Source organism: Ruegeria haliotis (genome assembly GCF_013377785.1).
Classification (GTDB): Bacteria; Pseudomonadota; Alphaproteobacteria; order Rhodobacterales; family Rhodobacteraceae; genus Ruegeria; species Ruegeria haliotis.
On the sequence record NZ_JABXWT010000020.1, the window covers coordinates 41,657 to 64,113 of the forward strand.

A 22,457-nucleotide genomic window follows, 5' to 3' on the forward strand; every position below is an offset into this window, starting at 1 on the left:
GTTCAATTAAACGCACCTCGGGTTTAGGTGGGCTCGTTCCTTGTGAATTACGGCTTCAGAAGTTCGTCTTGGACGGCAGCGAGGAATGCTTGAATATTCTCTTCGTCACGTCGGTAGAACGTCCATTGCCCATGGCGTTCCGCGATCACGAAACCTGCTTGTTTCAGCAGTCCCATGTAGTTTGAGATTGTGGATTGCGAGAGTTTCGCTTTCTCCTGAATGTAAGCAACGCACACACCCTCCAAGTCTTCGTGCCCCGGCAAGGCAGGCGGAAAGTTCGAGCGGTCCTTAAGCCACTCCAGAATCCGGCGGCGCACCGGATTGTTCAGAGCTGATATCGGCTTTTCAATGTCCATAAATCGAGATATCTCGATATGCAGTGCAATGTCAAGTCTGCTTCATCTCAGCAAAGCGGGCATTCGCGAAGAACACATGAACGGCAGGTCTGTCTGGGTATTGTTAAAAACGCCAAAATGCGAAATCGTGTTTTTCCGATGAATTTGCTGGATCCGCCAAAGTCGGCTGAGCTTGCGCTTCAGGGAAAATGAGGTCGCCCACCAGTGCCATAGACTGAGTTTGACCAACCCCCTCGCCAAAACCAACTACTCGGTCTGTGTGGTCACAAATTCTCTCGATTTGCGGAAAAAACCGGAGTTTTTCAACCCAATCGCCATCAAGTGAACCTTCGCTGCGGGTGCACCACTTGTCAGCGCTGACGGCCGCTTTGTAAGGAAAGTAGGATTTGCGAAATTGGCCCAGATTCACCACATTGGCAGCATTCACTTTCTACATTCGCTTCAAGTAATGCTAAACACCTTCTGTGGACAGCTCAGAGCTTAGGAAACCAAAACAGCAACTGTTACCCTTGCCGTTGCAGCACGGCGTTTACATCCACCTGGAACAGGCTTTCCCATTCCGCGAGGATTTGTTCCGCCATGAAGCCGGGAAAAGCGTGCAGACCTGGTTTTATGTCAAATTGACGAAGCAGATCAATCCCCAGGTTGTGTGCGAAGAAAAGCGGATCAAGAAACCGGATGCGGGTAGGGTGCGTGATCGCGAAATTGATGGGTTTTTTGTCTACCAAGACCGTATCAACGTCGAAATCCGGTCCGAACTCATCCTCGCCGCCCATATTCGCCCGATACCCGGCTTTGAGGAACGGTGCGGCTGCGTAGCGCTCTGAAATGATCCCTGGTCGGCCGGTGGCGGTGACCACCACGAAGGCCGAGGCGGCTGCGTCCTCAACCGCAGTTATGTCATCAGCCGGAATGGCGACGTGGCCGTGACGGCTGGCAAGCTGCAGCGCGTCAGGACTGGGATCAACAACCGCGACGCGGCAATTATGCGGGCGCAGCGCATAAGCAATCCCCTGTCCGACTTTGCCATAGCCGAACAGCAGAATGCTATTGTCTTGCAGGCGTTCTCCGGTCAGCGTTGAAAAGGCCCGCTGAAAGGCGTCTCCGGTTCCGAACAGCGCTTCCAGCACCTTGACCCGGGATTGGTCCACGGAAATTACAGGATAGCTCAGATCGTCAGCGGCAGCATATAGATTGGTGCCCGTCCCGGTCAGTTCTACCGCGCCCAATTTCGGCGACACCCGCCTCAGGAGTTCGCCGGCGCAGTCCAGCACGATATCCACCTCAGTGGGCAAATCATCCGGCGCCGCGATCTTCACCTCAGCGGCGTCAAGCACTGACAAAGCCTCGGGCTTAGGGTCCATGAAGCTGGGGCAGGTGATTGTCAGGTCGGCGCCACCCAGCAACAGGGCGTGCGTCTTATGCAGCGCTTCCATTGTCACAGGGATGTTTTGCAGAATCTTCAATCCCTCGTATGGTCGTGTTCGCCGTGCAATGGACTTGGCACGTTCCAGAAACGGGATTTCGCTGGCGGGGAACAGATCATATGCGATCTCGAAAGGGTCGTGCGTCATTTCGGATATCCTTGTTTGAAGGAATTGGGTTTTGCGCAATCGCGCAATTGAATGTGACGGCGGTTATCGGTGACAAGTACGGCGTCCTGTCCGAATTGCTGCCCGAGCATCAGGGCATCGGCTTCGGTGATACCCAGAACCAGCAGGCTTTCCTCCCACCCCCAATCGGGTGCGCCTCCGCGCCCGGGTAGGAGGTGATACCGGCGCATGGTACATTCGCGGTGCAACTCCGCCGCCCGAATGCGGTTTTCCTCGTCGGTTAGTTTCCTGGCTCCGGGGTTGGATGCAGTAATGAATGCTGCGTGATCGGCATTGTGTAGATCCAGCAATGCCTCAAGCGCCGGGTTGGGTTTACCTAACTCCAAAAGGAACGTCCCTTCCGAGGCAAACACTTCGTAAGTTGCGGTGCGGTAGCCTGCCCAGTGATCCGGTTCAGCCATCAAGCAAACTCCGGCTGAGCAAGTGCCGGTATATGAGCAGTTGCCTTTACTACTCCTGTCTGGTCCAAAAATAGATGCACACCGCTTATCGACGCAGGTAAAATCATATTCTTCTGCTCGGCAAACGGACGATCGCGCGGGGCAAGCCAGCCACTGTCGCTCTCACCGCGCACATTGCCTGCATCATCCAGCATATGAGGTCCGAAATTTACCCAGGTATTCTGCCCTCGGGTCTCGGTGGTCAGCGCGCTACGCGCCAGTGGCGAACACATCCGGGAGTGACAGTACCAGGCCCGCTCCTCACCGGTGGCGCTGAAACTGGTGCCTGGCACGGCGTGGCCAAAGAAATCATGCACCGCGCGGAACATGTCGTTGACAAGCAATTCGTACCCGTCGACCTGCACACCGGTTGACTGACCCATCCAATTGCCGGTCACGTTGGTTTGCCCTGAGCCAAACGCCTCTTCGGTTGTTGTCAGGAAATAGAGATGACCATTGTCCGACACATCCACCCGCATCGCTGCGCTGTCTTCATAAGGTTCGCCCTCGCCGAAATAGGGTTCGATATGCATGTTCAGTGTTTCGGTAACAAAGCGGTACTGACAGAACATTTCACCTATTAGCTGTTGGTAGGAGGCCAGCACCAAAGGGTCATGCGGATCGTGATACCCCGCCTCATAGGCATGTGCGACAGGTTGGCCAATCTCCGGTGACATAAAAACCTCGTCTACCTGCTTGGGGACAGGTTTGATTATCCTGCCATCAGCCTCCACCCACCGTGCGGCCAGCGCATCTAAATTGGCTTCTGCGAACTGATTAAGAAAAGATATCGTGTCCCCAAACATAACCACCATGCTCCTGTAATGAGTGATTGCAATATTTGGTTAACACTCAGGGCGCGCATCTATTCGTCACGCTCGAATGACAGATTGGTGAGGCTTCAGGTGGCAGCTTTTTTGATCTGGGGCAGGGAGGCGAGATGTCGATCGAGCAATTTCTGTTGGTCCGATACCTCGGCGTGAGTCCTGGGTTTCGGATGACAGATCAAATCGTTTGGGATTCCGCTTTGTCTAAGGTTTGTGGCTGCTGTGCCATCCAGCAGCCACAAACCTGACAAGGAGGAAAGCGCGGGCGGAGTTCTTCCATCTTCGCTATGCAGTGTCATACCGCGATCTGGAAGAAATAATGGCCGAGCGTGGGGTTAACCTGGATCACGCGACCCTGAACCGTTGGGTCGGTCGGTATGCCGGTCTTGCGGCAGTGTGAGGGTATGAATCGGCGGAGAGTTGATAGCGGCGTGGGCGAAAGATGTCATTGATCTAGTCGTGTGCGGATAGAAACATTTGTGCCTGCCATGGTGAGTTGAGCCTTCCCATGAATTTCTCACGCTTCCTTGTTGGGTGATGAGAGCCCTCAATGCGGTTGTTCAAGCCTATATGTGCGCGGTGATCCGCGCCAGGTGCATGATCGTGGATCGGTTTGGTACAGCTGCGCAACTTGTCTGTAATGACAGCTCGGGGTTCACCAAACTCGGCGATCAGACGTTTCAGGAACCTCTTTGCGGCCTTCGCATTCCGCCTAGATTGGACAACAATACGCGCGCCGTTCGTGAGCAATGCTCATCTCGCGGTATGAGTGCTATCGAAGCAAATAAATAGAAGCAACTAATTCACACGAGACTTACACTACATAATATTATAGAATTTGAATGTTATTTTGCATTGCCAGTAATCGGTCGCGCGATGCGTTGGATTTGGGAGGTTCTTATGCTTCGACTCTACGCCTTTTTGTTGGTTTTGGTTTATAGCTCAGCGAGTGTTCTGGCCGACGCCGTACCAAGCAAGGAAGCCGCGGAAGGTACTTTTGCCGAGCGACCGTATTCACCCTATGCCAACCGCTCATTGCCGGAACGCCCACTTTGGGGTGATACACATCTACATACGGGGCTTTCATTGGATGCGGGGGCATTTGGCAACACGCTGTTGCCTGATGCCGCATGGCGATTTGCAAAAGGCGAACAAGTCATTTCATCGACAGGCCAACCGGTTAGATTAGCGCGACCATTGGACTGGATGGTGCTTACGGATCATACGGACCTGATGGGATTTGCTCCGGATCTGCAGGCCGGGAAATCCGGGGTTCTTTCCGATCCGAAAGGCTTGCAATGGTATGAGGGCTACAAGGCCGGCGGAGAAGAAGCAGCCAAAGCGGCCTTCGATATCATCACCAACTTCTCTCAAATGACGTTGCCAGAGGTATTGTTAGAATCCTACAGCCCCGGTGCGGACGCCTTTGCGTTTACATGGGAGCAGATCGTTTTGGCGGCGGAACGCCACAACGACCCCGGGACCTTTACCGCATTTATCGGCTTCGAATGGACCTCGGTCCCCAAGGGGTTCAATCTGCACCGGAACGTTATGTTGCGCGATGGCCCGATCCGGGCGTTGCAGATGGTGCCACCCGTCACGCAGCCGCCCTATGGCGATACTGATCCAAAGGCGCTCTATGCCTGGCTAGAAGAATACCAGGCCAATACGGGCGGTCGAGCCGTTGCATTTGCCCATAACGGGAACCTGTCGAACGGTTGGATGTTCCCAACAGAGGATACCTATCACGGGGGTAAGGTTGATGAGGAATACGTTCAGAACCGTGCCAAGTGGGAGCCCCATTACGAGGTTACGCAAATCAAGGGCGATGGTGAAGCCCATCCTTACCTGAGTCCGGATGATCCGTTTGCCGACTATGAAAACTGGGACGTCGGGAACCTCGATATCACTGAACTAAAGACAGATGACATGCTGGCCGGGGAATACGCCCGAGAAGCTCTGAAACGCGGTTTGGCACTGGAAGAGAAGTTCGGCGTGAACCCCTATAAGTTCGGCATGGGCGGCGCAACGGATAGCCATACGTCCCTGACGACCGCTGAGGAAGACAACTATTTCGGCAAATCCGTCAGCGCCGAACCCTCTGCCACACGGGTTTTGCATCCATTCGTCGAAAGCGAACTTGGAGCGTTCGAAGGTCACACTCTCGTGGCGTCAGGATACACCGCTGTTTGGGCGTCCGAGAATACCCGTACGGCCATTTTCGACGCCTTCAAACGCCGGGAAACCTACGCAACCACCGGTCCACGGATCGGGCTGCGGTTCTTCGGAGGATGGAACTTTGCCGATGAAGACCTGTTGACCCGATTGGTGGCTGATGTCGGCTATACCAAAGGCGTGCCAATGGGTGGCGACCTGCGCCCGCGTGAAGGTGACGGCGCACCCAAGTTCCTGATCGGCGCCTTGCGTGACCCGATCGGAGCGAACCTGGATCGGGTTCAGGTCGTCAAGGGCTGGCTAGATTCCGACGGTGAACTTCAGGAGAAAGTCTATAACGTTGCCTGGTCGGATGATCGCGCGTTGGACGCTAATGGAAACCTTCCTGAGGTGGGCAACACCGTCGACCTGGACGCCGCAAGCTGGAGCAACACGATCGGAGCCTCGGAACTGCTGACAATCTGGACAGACCCTGATTTCGATCCGGGTGCTCGGGCCTTTTACTACGTGCGGGTCCTTGAAATCCCGACACCGCGTTGGGTGCTGTATGACAAGCTTCGGTTCGGAATTGACCTACCGGAAGAAGCACAGCTGACCCATCAGGAAAGGGCTTACTCGTCTCCGATCTGGTACACACCTGGCGAGTGATCGATCCTTCATGGAGAACTGTGTTCCGGGGGCGAAAGACTTCACGCCGGGAGTCCTTCTGCCCACTACGACTTCCGAAGAATACAGAGATTTGCCGTTTGACATGTTCAGCGGCTCAGACCAACGATTTGATGTTGATCACTCGCTTAATCAGGGTTGCCTATGCGCATTATTAAAGAACCCCTTTTCCATTTCATTCTGTTCGGGATTGCCATCTTTGGCTGGTTCTATCTGATTTCCCCTGAACGTGAAGCTGCTGAAGAAGCTGAGAAAATATCTATCAGCGATGGCGACATAGAGCTTTTGTCCACGCGGTTCGAAACCAGTTGGAAGCGTGTACCGAGCGAGGCGGAACTACAGGTGCTGATAGATGCGTTGATCCGCGAAGAGGTTCTTGTCCGGGAAGCGAGAAAACTTGGACTAGATCGCGGTGACCAGGTGATCCGCGCACGGCTTGCACAAAAAATGGATTTCCTAACCGGAGCTATAGCCTCATCTGTGACACCGGAAGATGCTGTGCTGCAAACTTACCTTGAAGATAATTCAGCACGGTTCACGACACCACATATGGTCGCCTTTGATCAGGTCTATCTGGGGGATGCGCCCGATCCTGAAAAAGTTGCAAAAGCACTTGCCGAGCTGTCTGCCGGGGAAGACTGGTTGGGCCTCGGTGTCCCCTCCCTGTTGCAGAGGACGATGCCTTTGTCGACGCCAGGCGTTATCGCTTCTAACTTTGGCGGTGGGTTCTCAAAAAACCTTGAAAACTTAGAGCCCATGGTCTGGGTTGGTCCAATCCAATCGGGATTTGGAGAGCACCTCGTCCGGGTCACAGACCTCGAACCCGGACGACTTCCGCCGCTTGATGATGTACGTGACGTAGTATTGACGGAGTGGCGCCGTGAAGCAGGTGAGGATTTGGCGCAGGTCCAATACGAGAGTTTTGCTGCCAGTTACGAAATCGAGACGCCGATAACCCAAGAAGGTGGGCAGTGAGAGCCGCTCTTTATCTAATTCTTGCACTAATGCTGGGCTGTGCGCCGCATGCCGGAAAGGCCCACGCGCTTGATCCGGGATACCTGGACCTCCGACAGTTGACACAGGGCACTTGGCAAGTTCTGTGGCGTGTTCCTGATGTGAATGGCCAGCCCATGGATATTGACGCTGTCCTGCCTGCACAATGCACGCCATCGCACGCGCCCGAGCCTATTTCGGACGGCGTTGCCTGGGTGTCCACATGGGTTGCCGAATGCGAAACAGGGTTAGATGGTCAAACTGTCACCATTGACGGTCTGGAGAGGCAGCGAAACGACGTTCTGCTACGATTGCAGCCGCTGGATTCTGAAACGATAACCCTGCGGTTCACACCCAAATTGCCAATTCTAACGATCCCTGATCATCCATCAATCTGGTCGATCTTTATCAGCTATTTCCGATTGGGTTTCGAACACATTCTGGCCGGGTGGGATCACCTATTGTTCGTCTTCGCGTTGTTTATTCTGGTGCGCGACCCCTGGCGACTTGTCGGGGCAATAACGGCCTTCACAGTTGCGCATTCGATTACTCTGGCCCTAGCCACCTTGGGGGTTTTGAAAGTTCCGCCTGCCCCGGTCGAAGCCGTGATCGCCCTGTCGATCGTGTTTCTGGCGCTGGAGATACTCAAACACAAAGAGGGACAGATCAGGCTGTCAGAGCAATATCCGTGGATCGTCTGCTTTTGCTTTGGCTTGCTACATGGGCTCGGTTTTGCAGGCGCATTGTCTGAAATTGGGTTGCCATCTCAGGACATCCCCGCAGCATTACTGGCCTTCAACGTCGGTGTTGAGGCCGGTCAGCTTGCGTTCATTGGATGTCTTTCGCTAGCAATCCTAACGTGGCGCGTCATTGCTCCGCTCGTTACATCCGGGTTCCACTCGATCGCCGCCCCTATCACTGGCTACGCAATCGGCTTTGTGTCTGTTTATTGGCTTGTTGAGCGCATCAGTGGGTTTTGACGCTATTTTGCTGCAGAATAACTGATGCTCATAACCTATGGGTTATCGATTGTGAACGACGTGCTTGATTATCAGAGCTGCTCAACAACTCTCAGATTTTACTTTCAGTGTTTTGTCGTAGCGTATCGTTCACATTTATTATCTCCGAGTTAAGCGGGACTAATAATATCGGAACCCACTTTAAAAACGATAAGTAGCCCCGAGCAAAGGACCCGACTGGTCGAACTTGAAGTCGTTGCCATCAAGATCGTGGTCGAACGATATGTAGCGGTATCCTCCTCGGATCAGCCAACGATCGTTGATTGCGTAATCGGCGGTCAGCAAGACCTGCCAGGTCTCGCTACCGCTGCGGAAACCGCCGTAATCGACAAACCCAGTACCTGACCATTTGTCCGAGAACACAACGCGCGCACGGGCACCGATGACGGGGTCGGTCCAGCTTCCGTCGACAGTTGTTCTGCGACCGGGGGCGGCACCCGGTTGTAGATTAAACTCGGTTTCCGTGCTGAACCACCTGAACCCGCCGACAATATCCACTTTGGCCGCCTGATCCTCGAGGACCCGATAGCCGACATAACCACTGAGATATTGTGTGGTGAACGAAGTGTCCAAACCGGCGCTTGCCGGTCCAGGTGTGTCGCTGCTGAAGGACAGGTTTGTATAATTGTAGTCGGCTAACAACGACCATCGCCCATTGCTGGCGGCAAATGCGCCCATGAAGGCAAAATCCAGATTTTCGAGAGCATCGGAGAAGCTAAGAGTACCGTCCAAAGTTCCCATCGGTGTGCTTACAGACGTTTCTGTTTCTGGCATAAACAGGTAGATTGACGCCTCGTACGACCAATCCGATTGCTGGGCCGAGACAGTCGTCGCCATTGAGATTACCAATGACAATCCGAGAGCCATCTCTCTCAATCTTACTATCGCACCCATTTCTGTTCTCCCGTTCACTAAACGTCATTCCGTATTTCAGTAGCCGAGCAGGTTTTGGTTCACTGCGTTTGCATTGGGTTACTCAAAACCTTCTTAGTGGCCCGGTAATCTGAGGTGTGTTGCATATTCATGCTGCGACAACTTCGGGTTTACCCGAGCCATCACCGACGCGATTGACATCCGTGTTTGGAAAGAATTCGGACCAGACGTGCCAGAACACCCCCGCGCGCAGGGTTTCAACCCGTTGTAACTGGCCCTGATCAGACATCCCCCAAAAGTCGCACCGCACGACGGGTTGTTTGCTATCATTGTACCAGACGCCAAGGCTTTCATATTTGGGGTCGAGGCTGACAACCACATCACGTCCTCCGGCACAGGCATTGACGACCCAATCGTTCTCTACGACGAAATCGTCGGTCCAGCAGGCGGCATCTTGTCCGATTGTGATGCCCCAGACATAGGGCTTGTTCGGCAACCGGTTGTCAGAATGCTCCATGTTGTCCATCACTGGCGCGTCTTCCTGATGTTGACGGCCAATGCCCCAGCCAAAAGTGATTTCAGTCGCCATATCCAGCAATCGCAGCAACGGGTTCGGGGACGGTTTGTTCAAGAATACTTCGCCCTCTGGGAAAGCCTTTTGAAAACTGCGGAATGTCATCCGATAGGTGGGCCAGGGCCTCATCTGAGCCTCAGGCCGAAGTGGGCAGGCCGGGCCGTCCGCATTTGGATCACTGTCTGCCTCGCGGAAGCCATAGATGTGCTGGATTGGCTCGCCTGTATCGTTATCGCGCAGGATCAGGTTATTGCCGTGCTGGGCCAGAACTTCAAGGTTCAGCCGCTTGCCTTCGATATATGGGGAATACCCCTGACCGAGGTTCGCCATGGCGCAATAGGTCATGACGACATCCTCGCCATCCAGCCCTTTGTCATTCCCCGCGAGATGCGGGCGCATGATCTGTGCATCCGGGTGCGCTCGGGCATGGCCGTTGTTCTCAATCACGATCACCGGAGCCGCTGGTCCGACATATTTGCGCGCCTCGTTGATGGGAAAGTACTGAGCGTTGTTAAGCTGATTTCTCAACCCCAGATGCACCCAGATATAAGGAAACCCATAGAGAAGGAGAACCAGAAAGGCCGTCAGAAGCCAAAGCCAAAAGGGTCCGGCACCCAGCGCAAAATGTGCAAGCGTTGCAACAACAAATGATCCAAGCCCAACGGCAATCAGGCGGTATTCATTGCGGATGAAGCGCACCATATTCTCGCGCTTTACCTTCAACAGCATCTGAGACACGTCCCCAAGATCGCGGAAATAGACGAAACCAATCCCAAGTGAGCCGATCAAACCCAGTATAAGCAGTGTGGTTTCGAGCATGTTGCAATCCTGTCGTTCACTGACTTTGACCGTTCGCAGTGAAACTGCAAACGGAACGCTCTTATTGCTGCGGTGACTGGCGTTTGACTATAAACGCTTCGACCGCTTGCTGAGTTTCCGGGCGAATGTTCTCAATTCCTTCGTAGGGCACGCCATAAGCTGGTGCAGTATCGGGAAACACTTCTTTGCGTGCTTTGTGACGACCCAGAATGCGCACGAATTCCTGACCACCCCACGCACCAACTTCGGTCGAGACCGAGTACTCCTCACGGGTGTCCCGGTAGAGGTCGAAAAATTTGGCGACGATCGGACTCTCACCCGGCCCTGGCAGTTTCAGTTTGAGCTGATCCTTCACGATCGCTTCTGCTTTGGCGACAGAGTAGATTATTACATGATCGCGCCGAGCTTTGGATTCATCTGCAAACAACAAAGCTGCGGACTGGTCCACACCGTCCACCAATCTGTCGCGTGGGATGAATTGTTCCGCGCCAGCAAAACGCGAAAGCGTCGTATAAAGGTCAGACACGTGAACAATGCTGTTCAGCAATCCGTCGGCCTCGATCATGCCTGGCCACCGGATAAAGGCATCAACGCGAATACCACCTTCCGTAGTATCGGCCTTTCCGCCTCGGAAAATCATCGGGGTGAACCCGGATTGTGGAGAGTATTTGGTAAAGTGTCCGTTATCTCCCATAACGACGACGATGGTGTTCTCAGCTACGCCAAGCTCATCCATACGAGCGAACAGGTCTCCCAGCCATTTGTCCAGCAGTTGCATTTTATCAACGTAGAGACCACCGTTCGCGCTTTCAGGTCCGTCGCGGCCCGCTCTGGTGTTGTCCAAAGGAATCATGGGCCAGTACTGAAGGAAGAATGGTTCCTTTCCACCAGCGAGACGTTCGAGCTCTTCCATAGTCTTGTCCTGAAAAACTTGGTTCATCTCGTCATACTTGGCAGCGTTCCAGCGCTCGCCTGTTTCCATGCGCACCTCGCGAATGGGTCCACCAGTTTCTCCTTCGATGACGGTCATCATCGCCGAGGCATCGGGTCTGAACCAATCATCTAACGTGTATTTGTCGTCGTAATCTCGGATCGCGACCGAAACCTGTTCCTTGATCGCATCATCGTTGAAGATCGTGAGTTGCCCCTGTTGGTGAACCGCCATCTGAGCATAGTCAAAACCCTGATTCATCGCCCAGCTTTCCGAAATGTCGCCCATGTGCCACTTGCCGACATGGCTGGTCGAATAGCCTGCCTGTTTCAGTACCTCGGGCAATGTCACCTCATCACCCGGCAACCCGAAACCGGCAATGTCGACGGCCGTGTCACCCATCCCAATGCGTACCGGTAGGCGCCCTGTCATCTGGGCGACACGGGTCGGGGTGCAGGAGGGTTCGGTATACATCCGAACCATGCGCATCGCTTGATCGGAAAAGTCGTTGATATTTGGCGTCTCATAGCCGCGCACTGCATTCAGCTCAGGTATCCCCATGTCACCGAAACCCAGATCGTCGATCAGTACGCTGATGATATTGGGCGGTTTACCATCGTTGCTTTCGCGGAAACTGGCTAGGGCTTCGTCCACCGCCGCGTCGTCTTGGGCCCATTGTTCGGCGTGCTGCGCCTGCAGGATGTAGAACTCTGCGTCGTGTTTGATGGAGTCTTCCTGCGCAAGTGCAGGAAGGGCGATGGCACTCACCATTAAAACCAGAAGTCGTGAGAGTTTCATTCTCTTTCCCCCTAAAGATAGTGCTGAACCTGCGGGCGATGCTCGGTGCCACCATCACATTGACATATTTTAATATTTAGGCAAAATTTTTGTGCGTTCGACTTCACTGCCAGCTCATGAACACCTCGCGGGTCAGTTTGGTTTCCGGTCGCAGATTGTCGATGCCCTCATAGGGCAAGCCTTTACCAATCTCCGAATGTGGGTATTTTGCGATCATCTTCTGATGGCGTTTGACCATGTCCTGAAACGACGCTCCGGCCCATAACGAGTAGCCCACCAAGGGGTGCTGCTCGCGCGGGTCGCGATAGATGTTGTAGGTGGGTGCGGCCGCGCCGGGTTGACCAGGTGCGGGCAGGTGCATCTTGAATTCCTGCTTAACCACTGATCGCAGAACCGGGCCTTCATAGACATATACATAGTCGCGACGACCATTGCCTTCGCCATTCAGGAGCAAAGCCGTCTGGTCGATGCCATCAATGACGCGATCGCGGGGGATATGATCGGTTGCGCCAGCTATCCGCGCCATGGTGGTGAAGATATCCGATACATGGAAGATATCACCCGCTGCGCTGTCAGCATCGATCACGCCGGGCCAGCGAATGAATGCGTCCGTGCGCACGCCGCCTTCCAAGTGCTGGGTCTTTCCCCCGCGATAGATCAGTTGACTAAGGCCCGACGTACCTTCGTAGTGGTACATCAGGCCATTGTCCGCCATCAGCACGACAATCGTATTCTCGGCCTTGCCTGTCTCCTCGAGTTTGGCCAGCAAATCGCCTATCCATCCATCCAACACCTGCAATTTGTCGGCGTGAAAACCGCCGTTGCGGGAAATCGCCTGATCCGGGTAAACGAAGTTCAGTGGGTAGAGTGGCCAGTATTGCAGAAAAAACGGTGCGTCCGCTGCAGCGACACGTTCAAGTTGCTCAAGAGCCTGAAGTTGATAGCGCTCGTTCATCTCTTCATATTTGGCTTGGGTCCAGATCTCACCCGCTGACATGCCCACTTCGCGGGCGGTACCGCCTGCCTCAGCCTCGACCCCTGTCACCAGTCCGTACGGCTTGAACCGCTCATCCAGCAGAAACTGATTGTTCTGCCCCTCGGGCACATATCCCAGCATATTGTTCGACCGCATCGCCTCGGGAGTCATTAGGCTCAACTGCACTTGTTGGTGTAGTGGGAATGCGGCCCAGTCGAAGCCCTGATTATGGGGGTAGGATTGTTCAATATCGCCCTGATGCCACTTGCCGATATGAGCGGTCGAATACCCCACCTCTTTCAGAATTTCAGGCAGCGTCACTTCACTGCCCGGAAGGCCTTCACCAACAAGCGCGACTTTGACTTCCTCCACACCTGCGCGAACTGGATGGCGTCCCGTCAGCATCGCGGTCCGGGTCGGGGTGCAGGACGGTTCGGTATACATGCGCATCAGCGACAGGCCTTCAGTCGCCAGTTGGTTAATATTGACCGTTTCGATCCCCATGACGTAGTTCAGCTTTCGATCGCCCATCTGACCAAAGCTCACATCATCAATTAGGATATAGAGAATGTTAGGAGGCTTGCCGCCATTCGCTTCCCGGATTTCACTAAGCCTTGCGTCAATTTCTACGTCTTGCGCGTCCCAAGCTTCCCCAAACTGAGCCCGCAGAAACTGGAACTCCCCATCATGGATAATTGGGCTCTCCTCGGCAAAAGCGGAGTTCGTGCAAAGGATCAGCGTAGGCAGTATGTCTTTCAGCTTCATTTCAGACTTCTCCAGTGTCGTTTCGTTGATCGACCGCATCCCTGCCATAAGATCGCAAACTCATCTCGATCGAGGTGCGCAAATCCGAGAGGCTTTCTACGAGGTCCGCTAGATATCGTGAGTGCAGAGTCACCGCCGGTTGTGGTAGTTGAGCCACCTCCATAAACAGCTCTCGATAATCCATGCAGATCTGATCAAATTCATTGTCCTTGGCCCGCAAATCCTGCAATAACGAAGCCGCTTCGGGGAAATGTGCATCAAAGAATTCATCATCGGTCATCGGCGGAGCTCTAAATGCATTCGTCCGTCAAGTATGCGGGCATAAGAATATGTCTTGAACGTATCAGGGCGCATGCTACCGTAACAAAAATGAACCAAATCCTTGTGGTGAAAGGATAGTTCTTGACCACTGCAGAAAGCGCCGAACAGCGGGGAGACGCGCGACCATTCTCATCAGAAGAGATTGATGCGGCGCTTCAGCGTGTCTTAGCGTCCAACGAATTCAGTGGATCGGCACGTATGCAGTCGTTCCTGACCTATGTCGTCGCAGAAACGCTTGCAGGTCGTAAGGACAGCATCCGGGCAAAGACGATTGCGATGGATGTGTACGGCTATGATGTTGACGATCTCTCGAAACGCGAAGGGGTAGTTCGTGTCGACGCAGGTCGTGTACGCCGGAAACTTGATGCGTACTATGAAGGGAAAGGCACGTCGGACCCAGTAGTGATTTTGTTGCCAGTTGGCAGTTATGTGCCCGAATTCAAGCACGGCGCCAGCGATCTGTCTCAACAACAGCGAAGGCAGCGCAATATCCTGAAAACCGCAATCATAGCAGCCACTGCCTTGGTTATAGGCGGATCCCTGATCGCGATGCATTTCTGGCGCAGTGCACAATCAGTAATTGCAAGCGAAGGCTACACTACGCTCTATGACGTTGCACCTGTACGCATAGAAGCGATGAACCTTTGCAATGCCGGCCGTGAGTTGATTTTTCCGGTCGTAAATCTGTCTCGTCTTAGTCCTGCGTTGTTGGTTTTTGAGGCCGCAATCGAGCGAGATCCGCATTACTTTTGCGGCTATGCTGGCGCTGCGCAAGTTGAGACAATGCTTGCCCTTCTCCAGCCTGAACAACCTGATACAGACAGGCTATTGCAAGCTGCGGCCAAAAACAGCGCTCGCGCATTGAATCTAGCGCCAGACGCTTCTTGGGCTCTGTCCGCACGCGCCTGGTTGGAATTCGGGTTAGGCAATCACGAACGAGCAATCGTGCTTTCCACCCGCGCAGTAGATCTGTCTCCTCACAACCCGCACATTGCTGAGTTTGATGCTCTTATTTTGCTATATACATCCCGTTTTAACCGCATACTTGAGCAATCAGATCATTACAAAGAGCTTTCAAAACATAGCGGTGGCCTGGTCTTCGACAACGCCCTCGGCTCCGCACAGTTCCACACCGGTGACTACGCTGCTGCAATTCAAACTTACGAAGAGACAATCGCACACGGGGGCCCTTTTGGCCCAATTTCAGCGGCTTACCTTATGGCCGCTCATTGGGAGAACGGGGAACAATCAGAAGCGCGTAGACTCGCTGCCTTGTACAATCAAACGTGGCCCGACTTTCCTTTAGAATCCATAAAAAGGCGCGCCTTCTCAACCTCAGAACCGGTGCATGCCCTGATAACGGCGATGAAAGCTGCAGGATGGTCGGGAAACCGGTTAGAAATAAATAGGCACTCTGAGTGATATGTACAGTGATCTGCAGTTCCGCGCGCCGTAGACCTTAACCCGACGTTGATGATTCATCATACCATGGGGTGTGTTGAAGTCCGTGAATGCCACGTTGGCGAAAAGGTTGATATTTCTCAGTCAGCATTGGATGGCATACTTCCACTTAATGGTCTGAGACATCCGAAAGAAAACGACACAACTGGTTGGTATATTTGGGGAGGCGAGCAGTTGTCAGAGGACGAAGACTATTTCAAACCCCTTCACACGGCGCATTTAGAACTAAAGTGCACCCTTGCATTGAAGTTCCTGTCGTTGCCTCCGGGTTGGCGTTTTTTGACTGACGGCACTTACGAGGATGTTTGGTTCGACGCTAACTTGTTTGTTACAATCTAGGAACAGTAACATTGTCCCGCTCCTTCCCCATTCATGCCGTGCGCAGCGAAAGGCTGCTGTTCTTCACAACACCCAAATATGCGCATTCGGTCCAGTTGGGCCAATTTGGATGCCATTCGGCAAAACAAACACAGTTGCCGGGCAGGTGTCATTCCAACGAGACCCACAGTACCTGAGCGTCTTCCTTACTGGTCGAGATGCAGCCGTGCCCCATGCCGCTGTCATAATAGAGTGAGTCGCCCGCCTTCATCGGCAATGGACGATAGTGTTCCGAGACAAAGATCAGTTCGCCACTTAGGACATACATGAACTCTTCGCCCGAATGCCGGACCCAGGTATCGAATTCGGATATGTCACGGGCAGTGATGGTCGCGATGTACGGCAGCATCCGCTTACTGGTCAGTTCCGGGCACAGCAGTTCATGCAAATAGGTGGCGGTCTTTCTGATCTCGCCTGCACCCTTCGGAGTGAAATCCCGGCGTCCCGAAATTCCGGACTGGCCTGACTGCAAAAACAGTTGCGGGGTGCTGATGTCCAGGGCCTGAGTCAGCCTCCTTACGATGTCAAAACTCGGGCGCGTCTGATTGTTCTCAATCTTGGAAAGTGTCGACCGTCCGATTCCGGCGGCGCGACCTGCCTCCTCCAAAGTCCAGCCTTTCGCGCGTCTGGCGTCCCGGATCGATAAACCCAAAGCCGCGCCATCGTCGGCACTTTCGGGTCCGGACACATCTTTTTGAACTTCCTCGGCCATTCAGAAACCCTCCGCTTTTCCGTAGGTTACCCAATTCCCGCTCAGCACACAACTTTGCCTTTATGAGAATAATGTTGATTTAGGGGGATAAAATCCCCTATAGGAAACAAAATCCCGTACTGAGGATTCGGTGTAGAGGAGGAGACTATGTTCAAAACATCGCTAACCGAGGCAGATCCGGTTATTGCAGCTTCGATTGTGCGCGAAGGCATGCGTCAGGCCGAGCAGATCGAACTTATCGCGTCCGAGAACATCGTCTCTCAGGCCGTTATTGATGCGCAGGGATCTGTGCTGACCAATAAATACGCCGAAGGATATCCCGGTCGCCGCTACTATGGCGGTTGCGAGTTTGTGGATGAGGTCGAGCTCGAAGCCATCGACCGTTTGAAAAAGATCTTTGGTTGCAATTTCGCAAATGTGCAGGCGCATTCCGGCGCGCAGGCCAATGGTGCTGTTAAGCTGGCGTTGCTTAGCCCGGGCGATACGATCCTGGGTATGTCGCTGGACGCCGGGGGGCATCTGACCCATGGCGCGCGTCCTGCCCAGTCGGGTAAATGGTTTCATCCTGTTCAATATGGCCTGACCGACGCAGGTCTGATCGATTACGATCAGGTTGCCGAGCTGGCCCGCGCAGAAAAACCCAAGCTGATTATCGCGGGCGCCTCGGCCTACTCGCGCAAAATCGATTTTGCTCGGTTCCGTGAAATCGCTGATGAGGTAGGTGCGTGGCTGTTGGCCGACATGGCCCATATTGCAGGCCTTGTCGCAACGGGTTTGCACCCCTCACCTGTGGGTCACGCGCATGTGGTGACTTCGACCACTCACAAAACACTGCGGGGGCCGCGTGGTGGGGTCATTCTGACGAATGATGAAGCCCTGGCCAAAAAGATCAACTCGGCTGTGTTCCCCGGCCTTCAGGGCGGACCGCTGATGCATGTGATCGCAGGCAAAGCGGTGGCGTTTGGCGAAGTTCTGCAGCCCGAGTTCAAAGAGTACATGCAACGTGTCGTCGACAGCGCTGACGCACTGGCCAATGTGATGATGGCGCGTGGGTGCGACATCGTCTCAGGTGGCACCGACAACCATCTGATGCTGGTTGATCTACGCCCGATCGCAGTCAAAGGTAATGCGGCCGAGGCGGCGCTGGAGCGCGCCGGTTTCACTTGCAACAAGAACAGCGTTCCGGGCGATCCGGAAAAACCGACCGTGACCAGCGGTATTCGCCTGGGCACCGCTGCCGGTTGCAGCCGGGGTTTCGGCCCCGAAGAATTCAAGCAGATTGGCCACCTGATCGGCAACGTGTTGGATGCGCTGGCCCAGTCCCCCGACGGTAACGCGACGGTCGAAAAAGAAACCCGCGAAAAGGTTCGCGCCCTTTGTGCAAACCACCCGATCTATTGAGAGACTACAAATGACAACCTACGATCTCATCATCATCGGGGGCGGGCCGGGCGGCTATGTCGCTGCGATCCGCGCGGCTCAGTTGGGCATGAAAGTCGCCTGTGTTGAAGGGCGCGCCGCGCTCGGCGGGACCTGTCTGAATGTGGGGTGTATCCCGTCCAAAGCGTTGCTAACCTCTTCGGCCAAATATGCCGAGCTTTCCCATCTCTCCTCGCATGGCATTGCCGTCGAGGGGGCCAGTGTCGATCTGGGTGCAATGATGGGGCGCAAGGACAAGATTGTCGGGGATCTGACAAAGGGTATTGCGTTTCTGTTCAAGAAGAACGGTGTTGATCTGATCGAAGGCTGGGCCAGCATCCCGGCCGCTGGTCAAGTCAGGGTGGGCGATGACCTCTACGAGGCAAACGATATCCTGATCGCCACGGGTTCCGAGCCGACCTCGCTGAACGGGATCGAGATTGACGAACAGGACATCCTTAGCTCGACCGGCGCTATCGCGCTTGAAAGCGTGCCTGAGCATCTGGCCGTGATCGGTGCTGGCGTCATCGGTCTGGAATTGGGGCAGGTCTGGGCGCGATTGGGTGCCAAGGTAACTGTTGTGGAATATCTGGATAGGGTCTTGCCGGGGATTGACGGTGAGATTGCCAAGCTTGCGCAGCGTGCATTGTCCAAGCGGGGTCTGAAGTTCCAATTGGGTCGCGCCTTGAAGTCTGTCGAGAAAACCGACACCGGACTGACCCTGACCATGGATCGCGTCGGCAAGGACAAAGAAGAGGTGATGGAGGCCGATAAGGTTCTGATCGCCGTGGGCCGTCGACCCGTGACCCGAGGTCTTGGATTGGAAGATCTGGGCGTTGCCGTGAACCCGCGTGGGTTCATCGAAGTGGACGGGACGTTCCAGACCTCGGTGTCGGGCGTTTATGCGATTGGCGATTGCGTTCCGGGCCCGATGTTGGCGCATAAGGCTGAAGAAGATGGTGTTGCCTGTGTCGAGATGCTTGCCGGACAAGCGGGACATGTGGACTACAACACGGTTCCGGGCGTTGTGTACACCGATCCCGAAGTCGCCTCAGTCGGTCTGACCGAAGAAGCGCTGAAGGAAACCGGAACCGAGTACTGGGTCGGTAAGTTCGCCTTTATGGCCAACTCTCGTGCGCGCTCGACCGGAGAAACAGACGGGGCTGTCAAAGTTCTGGCTGACACAGATGGCAAGATTCTTGGCGCACATATCTGCGGCGCACATGGCGGCGATCTGATTGCCGAACTGGTTCTGGCCATGACCAAAGGCGCAACCGTCGCCGAAGTTGCTGCAACCTGCCACGCGCACCCGGCCATGGGCGAGGCGGTCAAGGAAGCCTGCCTTGACGCCATGGGTCGCGCCATTCACGCCTGAACCGGAGTAACCAGATGACCATCCAGCTTCGCACACGTCACCCGGAAAAGGCCAAAAAGGCCGATAGTGTCATCCCGCGCAAACCGAAGTGGATTCGTAAGAAAAAGATCGAAGGATCCGAGTATTACGAGACCCGCCGCCTGATGCGCGACCACGATCTGACGACTGTGTGCGAAGAGGCTGCGTGCCCCAATATTGGCGAGTGCTGGTCCAAGCGGCACGCGACCATGATGATCATGGGCGAGATTTGCACTCGCGGGTGTTCGTTTTGCAACGTCGCCACGGGTCGCCCTGATACGCTGGACGCATTCGAGCCTGGCCGGGTCGCGGTCGCGGTGAAAAAGTTGGGGCTGCGCCATGTTGTGATCACGTCGGTGGATCGCGACGATCTGGATGATGGCGGGGCCCAGCACATTGCTCAGACCATCCGCGCCGTACGTCATCAGAACCCGGGCACCACGGTCGAGGTGCTGACGCCAGATTTTCTGGGAAAGGGCGACGCGGCTGATGTGGTGTTCGAGGCCGCGCCAGATGTGTTCAACCACAATCTGGAAACCGTACCGCACCTGTATCCGACGGTTCGTCCCGGTGCGCGGTATTACGCTTCGCTGCGATTGCTGGACGACGCAAAACGCACCAACCCCGAGATTTTCACAAAATCCGGCCTGATGGTTGGATTAGGCGAGAGCCTGAATGACGTGCGCCAGGTCATGGATGACCTCCGGGCCGCAAATGTCGACTTTCTGACCGTCGGGCAGTACTTGCAACCGACGGCGAAACATCATCCGATTGACCGGTTCTGGTCGCCGGAAGAGTTTGAAAAACTAGAACAAATTGCCCGATCAAAGGGCTTTCTGCACGTGTCAGCCACACCGCTGACCCGGTCGTCGTTCCACGCGGACGAAGATTTTGCCGCCCTTAAGCAGGCCCGCCTGCGGGCTATCGCAAACGGGGCATAATCCAAACGCAAATGGGAGGGAATCCATGGAAGCGTTAAATTCAATCGTAGGGGCCATCAATGGCGTCGTGTGGGGGCCGCTGATGTTGGTCCTCATTCTTGGCGTCGGCTTCTTCCTGCAGGTGGGGCTGAAATTCATGCCGATCCTGCGCGTCGGCACCGGCTTCAAGCTGTTGTTCGCAGGTCGTGAAGGTCAGGGTGACGGTCAGATCAGCCCGTTCAACGCGCTGATGACTTCGTTGTCGGCGACCATCGGTACCGGCAACATCGCCGGTGTGGCCACTGCTGTCTTCCTGGGCGGTCCGGGCGCATTGTTCTGGATGTGGATGACCGCCCTGGTGGGCATGGCCACCAAATATGCCGAAGCCGTTCTGGCCGTGAAGTATCGTGAAAGGGACGAGCTGGGCAACTTTGTCGGCGGCCCGATGTACTACATCAAAAACGGCCTCGGCGCGAAATGGGCCTGGCTGGGCGGTGCGTTCGCACTGTTCGGCGCAATAGCGGCCTTCGGCATTGGCAACGGTGTGCAAGCCAACGGTGTGGCTCAGGTTCTGGACTCAAACTTTGGCATCAACACCTCGGTCACCGGCATTGTGCTGATGGTTTTGACGGCAGGCGTCATCCTGGGCGGGATCACCCGTATCGGTGCGGTTGCAGGCAAACTGGTTCCGTTCATGGCGATTGCTTACATTCTCGCTGGCCTGCTGGTTCTGCTGATCAATATCGGTGCCATCGGCGACGCGCTGGGTCTGGTATTCACCTACGCGTTCACCCCCTCGGCCGCCGAAGGTGGTTTCGCGGGTGCTGCAGTTTGGGCTGCAATCCGCTTTGGTGTGGCACGTGGTGTGTTCTCGAACGAGGCCGGTCTGGGTTCCGCTCCGATCGCTCATGCAGCGGCTGAGACCAAAGGTCCGGTCAACCAGGGTCTGATCGCGATGCTGGGTACGTTCATCGACACAATCATCGTCTGCTCGATCACCGGTCTGGCGATCATCTCGTCGGGCGCATGGACTAGCGGTGAATCTGGTGCCGCTCTGACCCGTCTGGCATTTGAAACGTCTTTGCCAGGCTTTGGAGGACACCTGATTGCCATCGCTCTGTCGATCTTTGCCTTCACCACCATTCTGGGTTGGTCGTTTTATGGCGAGAAATGCGTTGAGTTTCTGCTGGGTGTCAAATCCCTGATGCCCTACCGGGTGTTGTGGATCATTGCGATCTACTTCGGTGCGACCGCAGATCTGGGTTTTGTCTGGCTGCTGGCAGACACGCTGAACGCCATGATGGCAATCCCGAACCTCATCGCTCTGGCACTTCTGAGCCCGATCGTCTTCAAATTGACGAAAGAGTTCTTTGCCAGCGGTGGCCAGTCCGAAGAGCCGGGCAGCACGCCTGCCGAGTGAGGTCGGTTTAAAACAAAACGGGGGGCCATTCTGGCCCTCCGCCTCTGACAACAGAATTCCTATCTCGAGGAGAGACGTGATGGCCACGAAAATCCTACTGCCTATTGATCATACTGACGACCGCTCGTGGAAACAGGCCCTGCCGGTTGCCCTGGAACAGGCGAAATTCTACGGGGCCGAGCTGCATACGGTTTCCGTCATCCCCGAGATCATCCAGCTGCCCAACTTGCCTGCCAACTACGGTTCAGGCGCGAAAGAGCACGTGCGTCAGGCGGTTCAGACCATTCTGGACAATGGCAATGCCTCAGACGTTCCGGTGCATATCGAAGAAGGCAGCGTCTATCGCGAGATTCTGAAACTCGCCCATAAAGATGGCTTTGACCTGATCGTCATGGCGTCGACCAAGGGCGATTTCCCGAATTATGAGATTGGCCCAAACCTCGCCCGCGTCGTGCGCAATGCACATTGCACGGTCACGGTTGTCCGCGACATGTCGCGTTGATTGAGAGGATTGAAAGAATGACCGAAGTTAAACGGACGCCTCTCCACTCGTTGCACGTCTCGCTGGGTGGTAAGTTGGTTGATTTTGCGGGCTGGGAGATGCCTGT

At 54.9% G+C, this 22,457-nt stretch carries 21 protein-coding genes and 2 pseudogenes; 11 read left to right on the plus strand and 12 right to left on the minus strand.

Annotation, left to right across the window (positions count from 1 at the left end; all coding sequences use genetic code 11):
• Positions 1-47: 47 nt before the first annotated feature.
• The 5 genes from HW561_RS20755 to HW561_RS20775 all read right to left on the minus strand — a co-directional run bounded on the left by HW561_RS20755 (position 48) and on the right by HW561_RS20775 (position 3,086).
• Positions 48-356 (minus strand): ArsR/SmtB family transcription factor, encoded by a 309-nt coding sequence (locus HW561_RS20755; protein WP_176867268.1) that lies wholly within the window; start codon positions 354-356, stop codon positions 48-50.
• Positions 357-459: 103 nt separating this feature from the next.
• Positions 460-783 carry a hypothetical protein gene (locus HW561_RS20760; RefSeq protein WP_176867269.1) on the minus strand — a complete coding sequence of 108 codons (324 nt, stop codon included), beginning with the start codon at positions 781-783 and terminating at the stop codon, positions 460-462.
• Between the two features lie 76 nt (positions 784-859).
• Positions 860-1,930, minus strand: coding sequence for an NAD(P)-dependent oxidoreductase (locus tag HW561_RS20765; protein WP_176867270.1), 1,071 nt, complete (start codon positions 1,928-1,930; stop codon positions 860-862).
• Entirely contained in the window at positions 1,927-2,370 is a 444-nt protein-coding gene (locus tag HW561_RS20770) for a DUF3293 domain-containing protein (RefSeq protein ID WP_176867271.1), read from the minus strand. Before HW561_RS20770 ends, HW561_RS20765 begins: the two co-directional genes overlap by 4 nt.
• On the minus strand, positions 2,370-3,086 hold the full coding sequence (locus HW561_RS20775; RefSeq protein ID WP_176867272.1) for a hypothetical protein: 717 nt from the start codon (positions 3,084-3,086) through the stop codon (positions 2,370-2,372). The genes HW561_RS20770 and HW561_RS20775 overlap by 1 nt, the downstream gene beginning before the upstream one ends.
• A gap of 367 nt (positions 3,087-3,453) precedes the next feature.
• On the opposite strand from HW561_RS20775, the pseudogene HW561_RS20780 reads away from it, so the two are divergent.
• Positions 3,454-3,630 (plus strand): annotated as a pseudogene (locus HW561_RS20780) (IS6 family transposase); the annotation flags it as partial.
• Here the strand turns inward: HW561_RS20780 and HW561_RS20785 are convergent.
• A pseudogene (locus HW561_RS20785) lies at positions 3,582-3,965 on the minus strand (DDE-type integrase/transposase/recombinase); the annotation flags it as partial. The pseudogenes HW561_RS20780 and HW561_RS20785 sit on opposite strands and share 49 nt — an antisense overlap.
• Before the next feature lie 171 nt (positions 3,966-4,136).
• Here HW561_RS20785 and HW561_RS20790 point away from each other — a divergent pair.
• The 3 genes from HW561_RS20790 to HW561_RS20800 all read left to right on the plus strand — a co-directional run bounded on the left by HW561_RS20790 (position 4,137) and on the right by HW561_RS20800 (position 8,050).
• A complete protein-coding gene (locus tag HW561_RS20790) occupies positions 4,137-6,059 on the plus strand; it encodes a DUF3604 domain-containing protein (protein ID WP_176867273.1) in 1,923 nt (640 codons plus the stop codon).
• 162 nt (positions 6,060-6,221) lie between these two features.
• Positions 6,222-7,052, plus strand: a complete 831-nt coding sequence (locus HW561_RS20795) for a peptidyl-prolyl cis-trans isomerase (RefSeq protein WP_176867274.1) — start codon at positions 6,222-6,224, stop codon at positions 7,050-7,052.
• On the plus strand, positions 7,049-8,050 hold the full coding sequence (locus HW561_RS20800) for a HupE/UreJ family protein (protein ID WP_328803318.1): 1,002 nt from the start codon (positions 7,049-7,051) through the stop codon (positions 8,048-8,050). The genes HW561_RS20795 and HW561_RS20800 overlap by 4 nt, the downstream gene beginning before the upstream one ends.
• Before the next feature lie 180 nt (positions 8,051-8,230).
• Here the strand turns inward: HW561_RS20800 and HW561_RS20805 are convergent, their stop codons facing one another.
• From HW561_RS20805 to HW561_RS20825, 5 genes are all read right to left on the minus strand, one after another.
• The gene (locus tag HW561_RS20805) at positions 8,231-8,926 is read right to left on the minus strand and encodes an outer membrane protein (protein WP_176867275.1); all 696 of its coding nucleotides are present in this window, start codon (positions 8,924-8,926) and stop codon (positions 8,231-8,233) included.
• Positions 8,927-9,110: 184 nt separating this feature from the next.
• On the minus strand, positions 9,111-10,355 hold the full coding sequence (locus HW561_RS20810) for a DUF3179 domain-containing (seleno)protein (RefSeq protein WP_176867276.1): 1,245 nt from the start codon (positions 10,353-10,355) through the stop codon (positions 9,111-9,113).
• 61 nt (positions 10,356-10,416) lie between these two features.
• Complete coding sequence (locus HW561_RS20815) at positions 10,417-12,084, minus strand: sulfatase-like hydrolase/transferase (protein ID WP_176867277.1); 1,668 nt, start codon at positions 12,082-12,084, stop codon at positions 10,417-10,419.
• A gap of 103 nt (positions 12,085-12,187) precedes the next feature.
• Complete coding sequence (locus HW561_RS20820) at positions 12,188-13,825, minus strand: sulfatase-like hydrolase/transferase (protein ID WP_176867278.1); 1,638 nt, start codon at positions 13,823-13,825, stop codon at positions 12,188-12,190.
• 1 nt (position 13,826) lies between these two features.
• Complete coding sequence (locus tag HW561_RS20825; protein WP_176867279.1) at positions 13,827-14,105, minus strand: hypothetical protein; 279 nt, start codon at positions 14,103-14,105, stop codon at positions 13,827-13,829.
• Positions 14,106-14,227: 122 nt separating this feature from the next.
• Between HW561_RS20825 and HW561_RS20830 the strand changes: the two genes are divergently transcribed.
• Both HW561_RS20830 and HW561_RS24385 read left to right on the plus strand, forming a co-directional pair.
• On the plus strand, positions 14,228-15,568 hold the full coding sequence (locus tag HW561_RS20830; protein ID WP_176867280.1) for a tetratricopeptide repeat protein: 1,341 nt from the start codon (positions 14,228-14,230) through the stop codon (positions 15,566-15,568).
• A gap of 66 nt (positions 15,569-15,634) precedes the next feature.
• Positions 15,635-15,946, plus strand: a complete 312-nt coding sequence (locus tag HW561_RS24385; RefSeq protein WP_456239028.1) for an immunity protein Imm33 domain-containing protein — start codon at positions 15,635-15,637, stop codon at positions 15,944-15,946.
• Positions 15,947-16,094: 148 nt separating this feature from the next.
• On the opposite strand, the gene HW561_RS20835 is transcribed toward HW561_RS24385, so the two are convergent.
• Positions 16,095-16,697, minus strand: a complete 603-nt coding sequence (locus tag HW561_RS20835; RefSeq protein WP_176867281.1) for a helix-turn-helix domain-containing protein — start codon at positions 16,695-16,697, stop codon at positions 16,095-16,097.
• Positions 16,698-16,844: 147 nt separating this feature from the next.
• On the opposite strand from HW561_RS20835, the gene glyA reads away from it, so the two are divergent.
• From glyA to HW561_RS20860, 5 genes are all read left to right on the plus strand, one after another.
• The gene (glyA, locus tag HW561_RS20840) at positions 16,845-18,098 is read left to right on the plus strand and encodes a serine hydroxymethyltransferase (protein WP_176867282.1); all 1,254 of its coding nucleotides are present in this window, start codon (positions 16,845-16,847) and stop codon (positions 18,096-18,098) included.
• A gap of 10 nt (positions 18,099-18,108) precedes the next feature.
• Positions 18,109-19,491, plus strand: coding sequence for a dihydrolipoyl dehydrogenase (lpdA, locus tag HW561_RS20845; protein WP_176867283.1), 1,383 nt, complete (start codon positions 18,109-18,111; stop codon positions 19,489-19,491).
• Between the two features lie 14 nt (positions 19,492-19,505).
• Entirely contained in the window at positions 19,506-20,450 is a 945-nt protein-coding gene (lipA, locus tag HW561_RS20850) for a lipoyl synthase (RefSeq protein WP_176867284.1), read from the plus strand.
• 25 nt (positions 20,451-20,475) lie between these two features.
• Positions 20,476-21,849 (plus strand): alanine/glycine:cation symporter family protein, encoded by a 1,374-nt coding sequence (locus HW561_RS20855; protein WP_176867285.1) that lies wholly within the window; start codon positions 20,476-20,478, stop codon positions 21,847-21,849.
• A gap of 79 nt (positions 21,850-21,928) precedes the next feature.
• Entirely contained in the window at positions 21,929-22,351 is a 423-nt protein-coding gene (locus HW561_RS20860; protein ID WP_176867286.1) for a universal stress protein, read from the plus strand.
• The last annotated feature ends 106 nt before the right edge of the window (positions 22,352-22,457 follow it).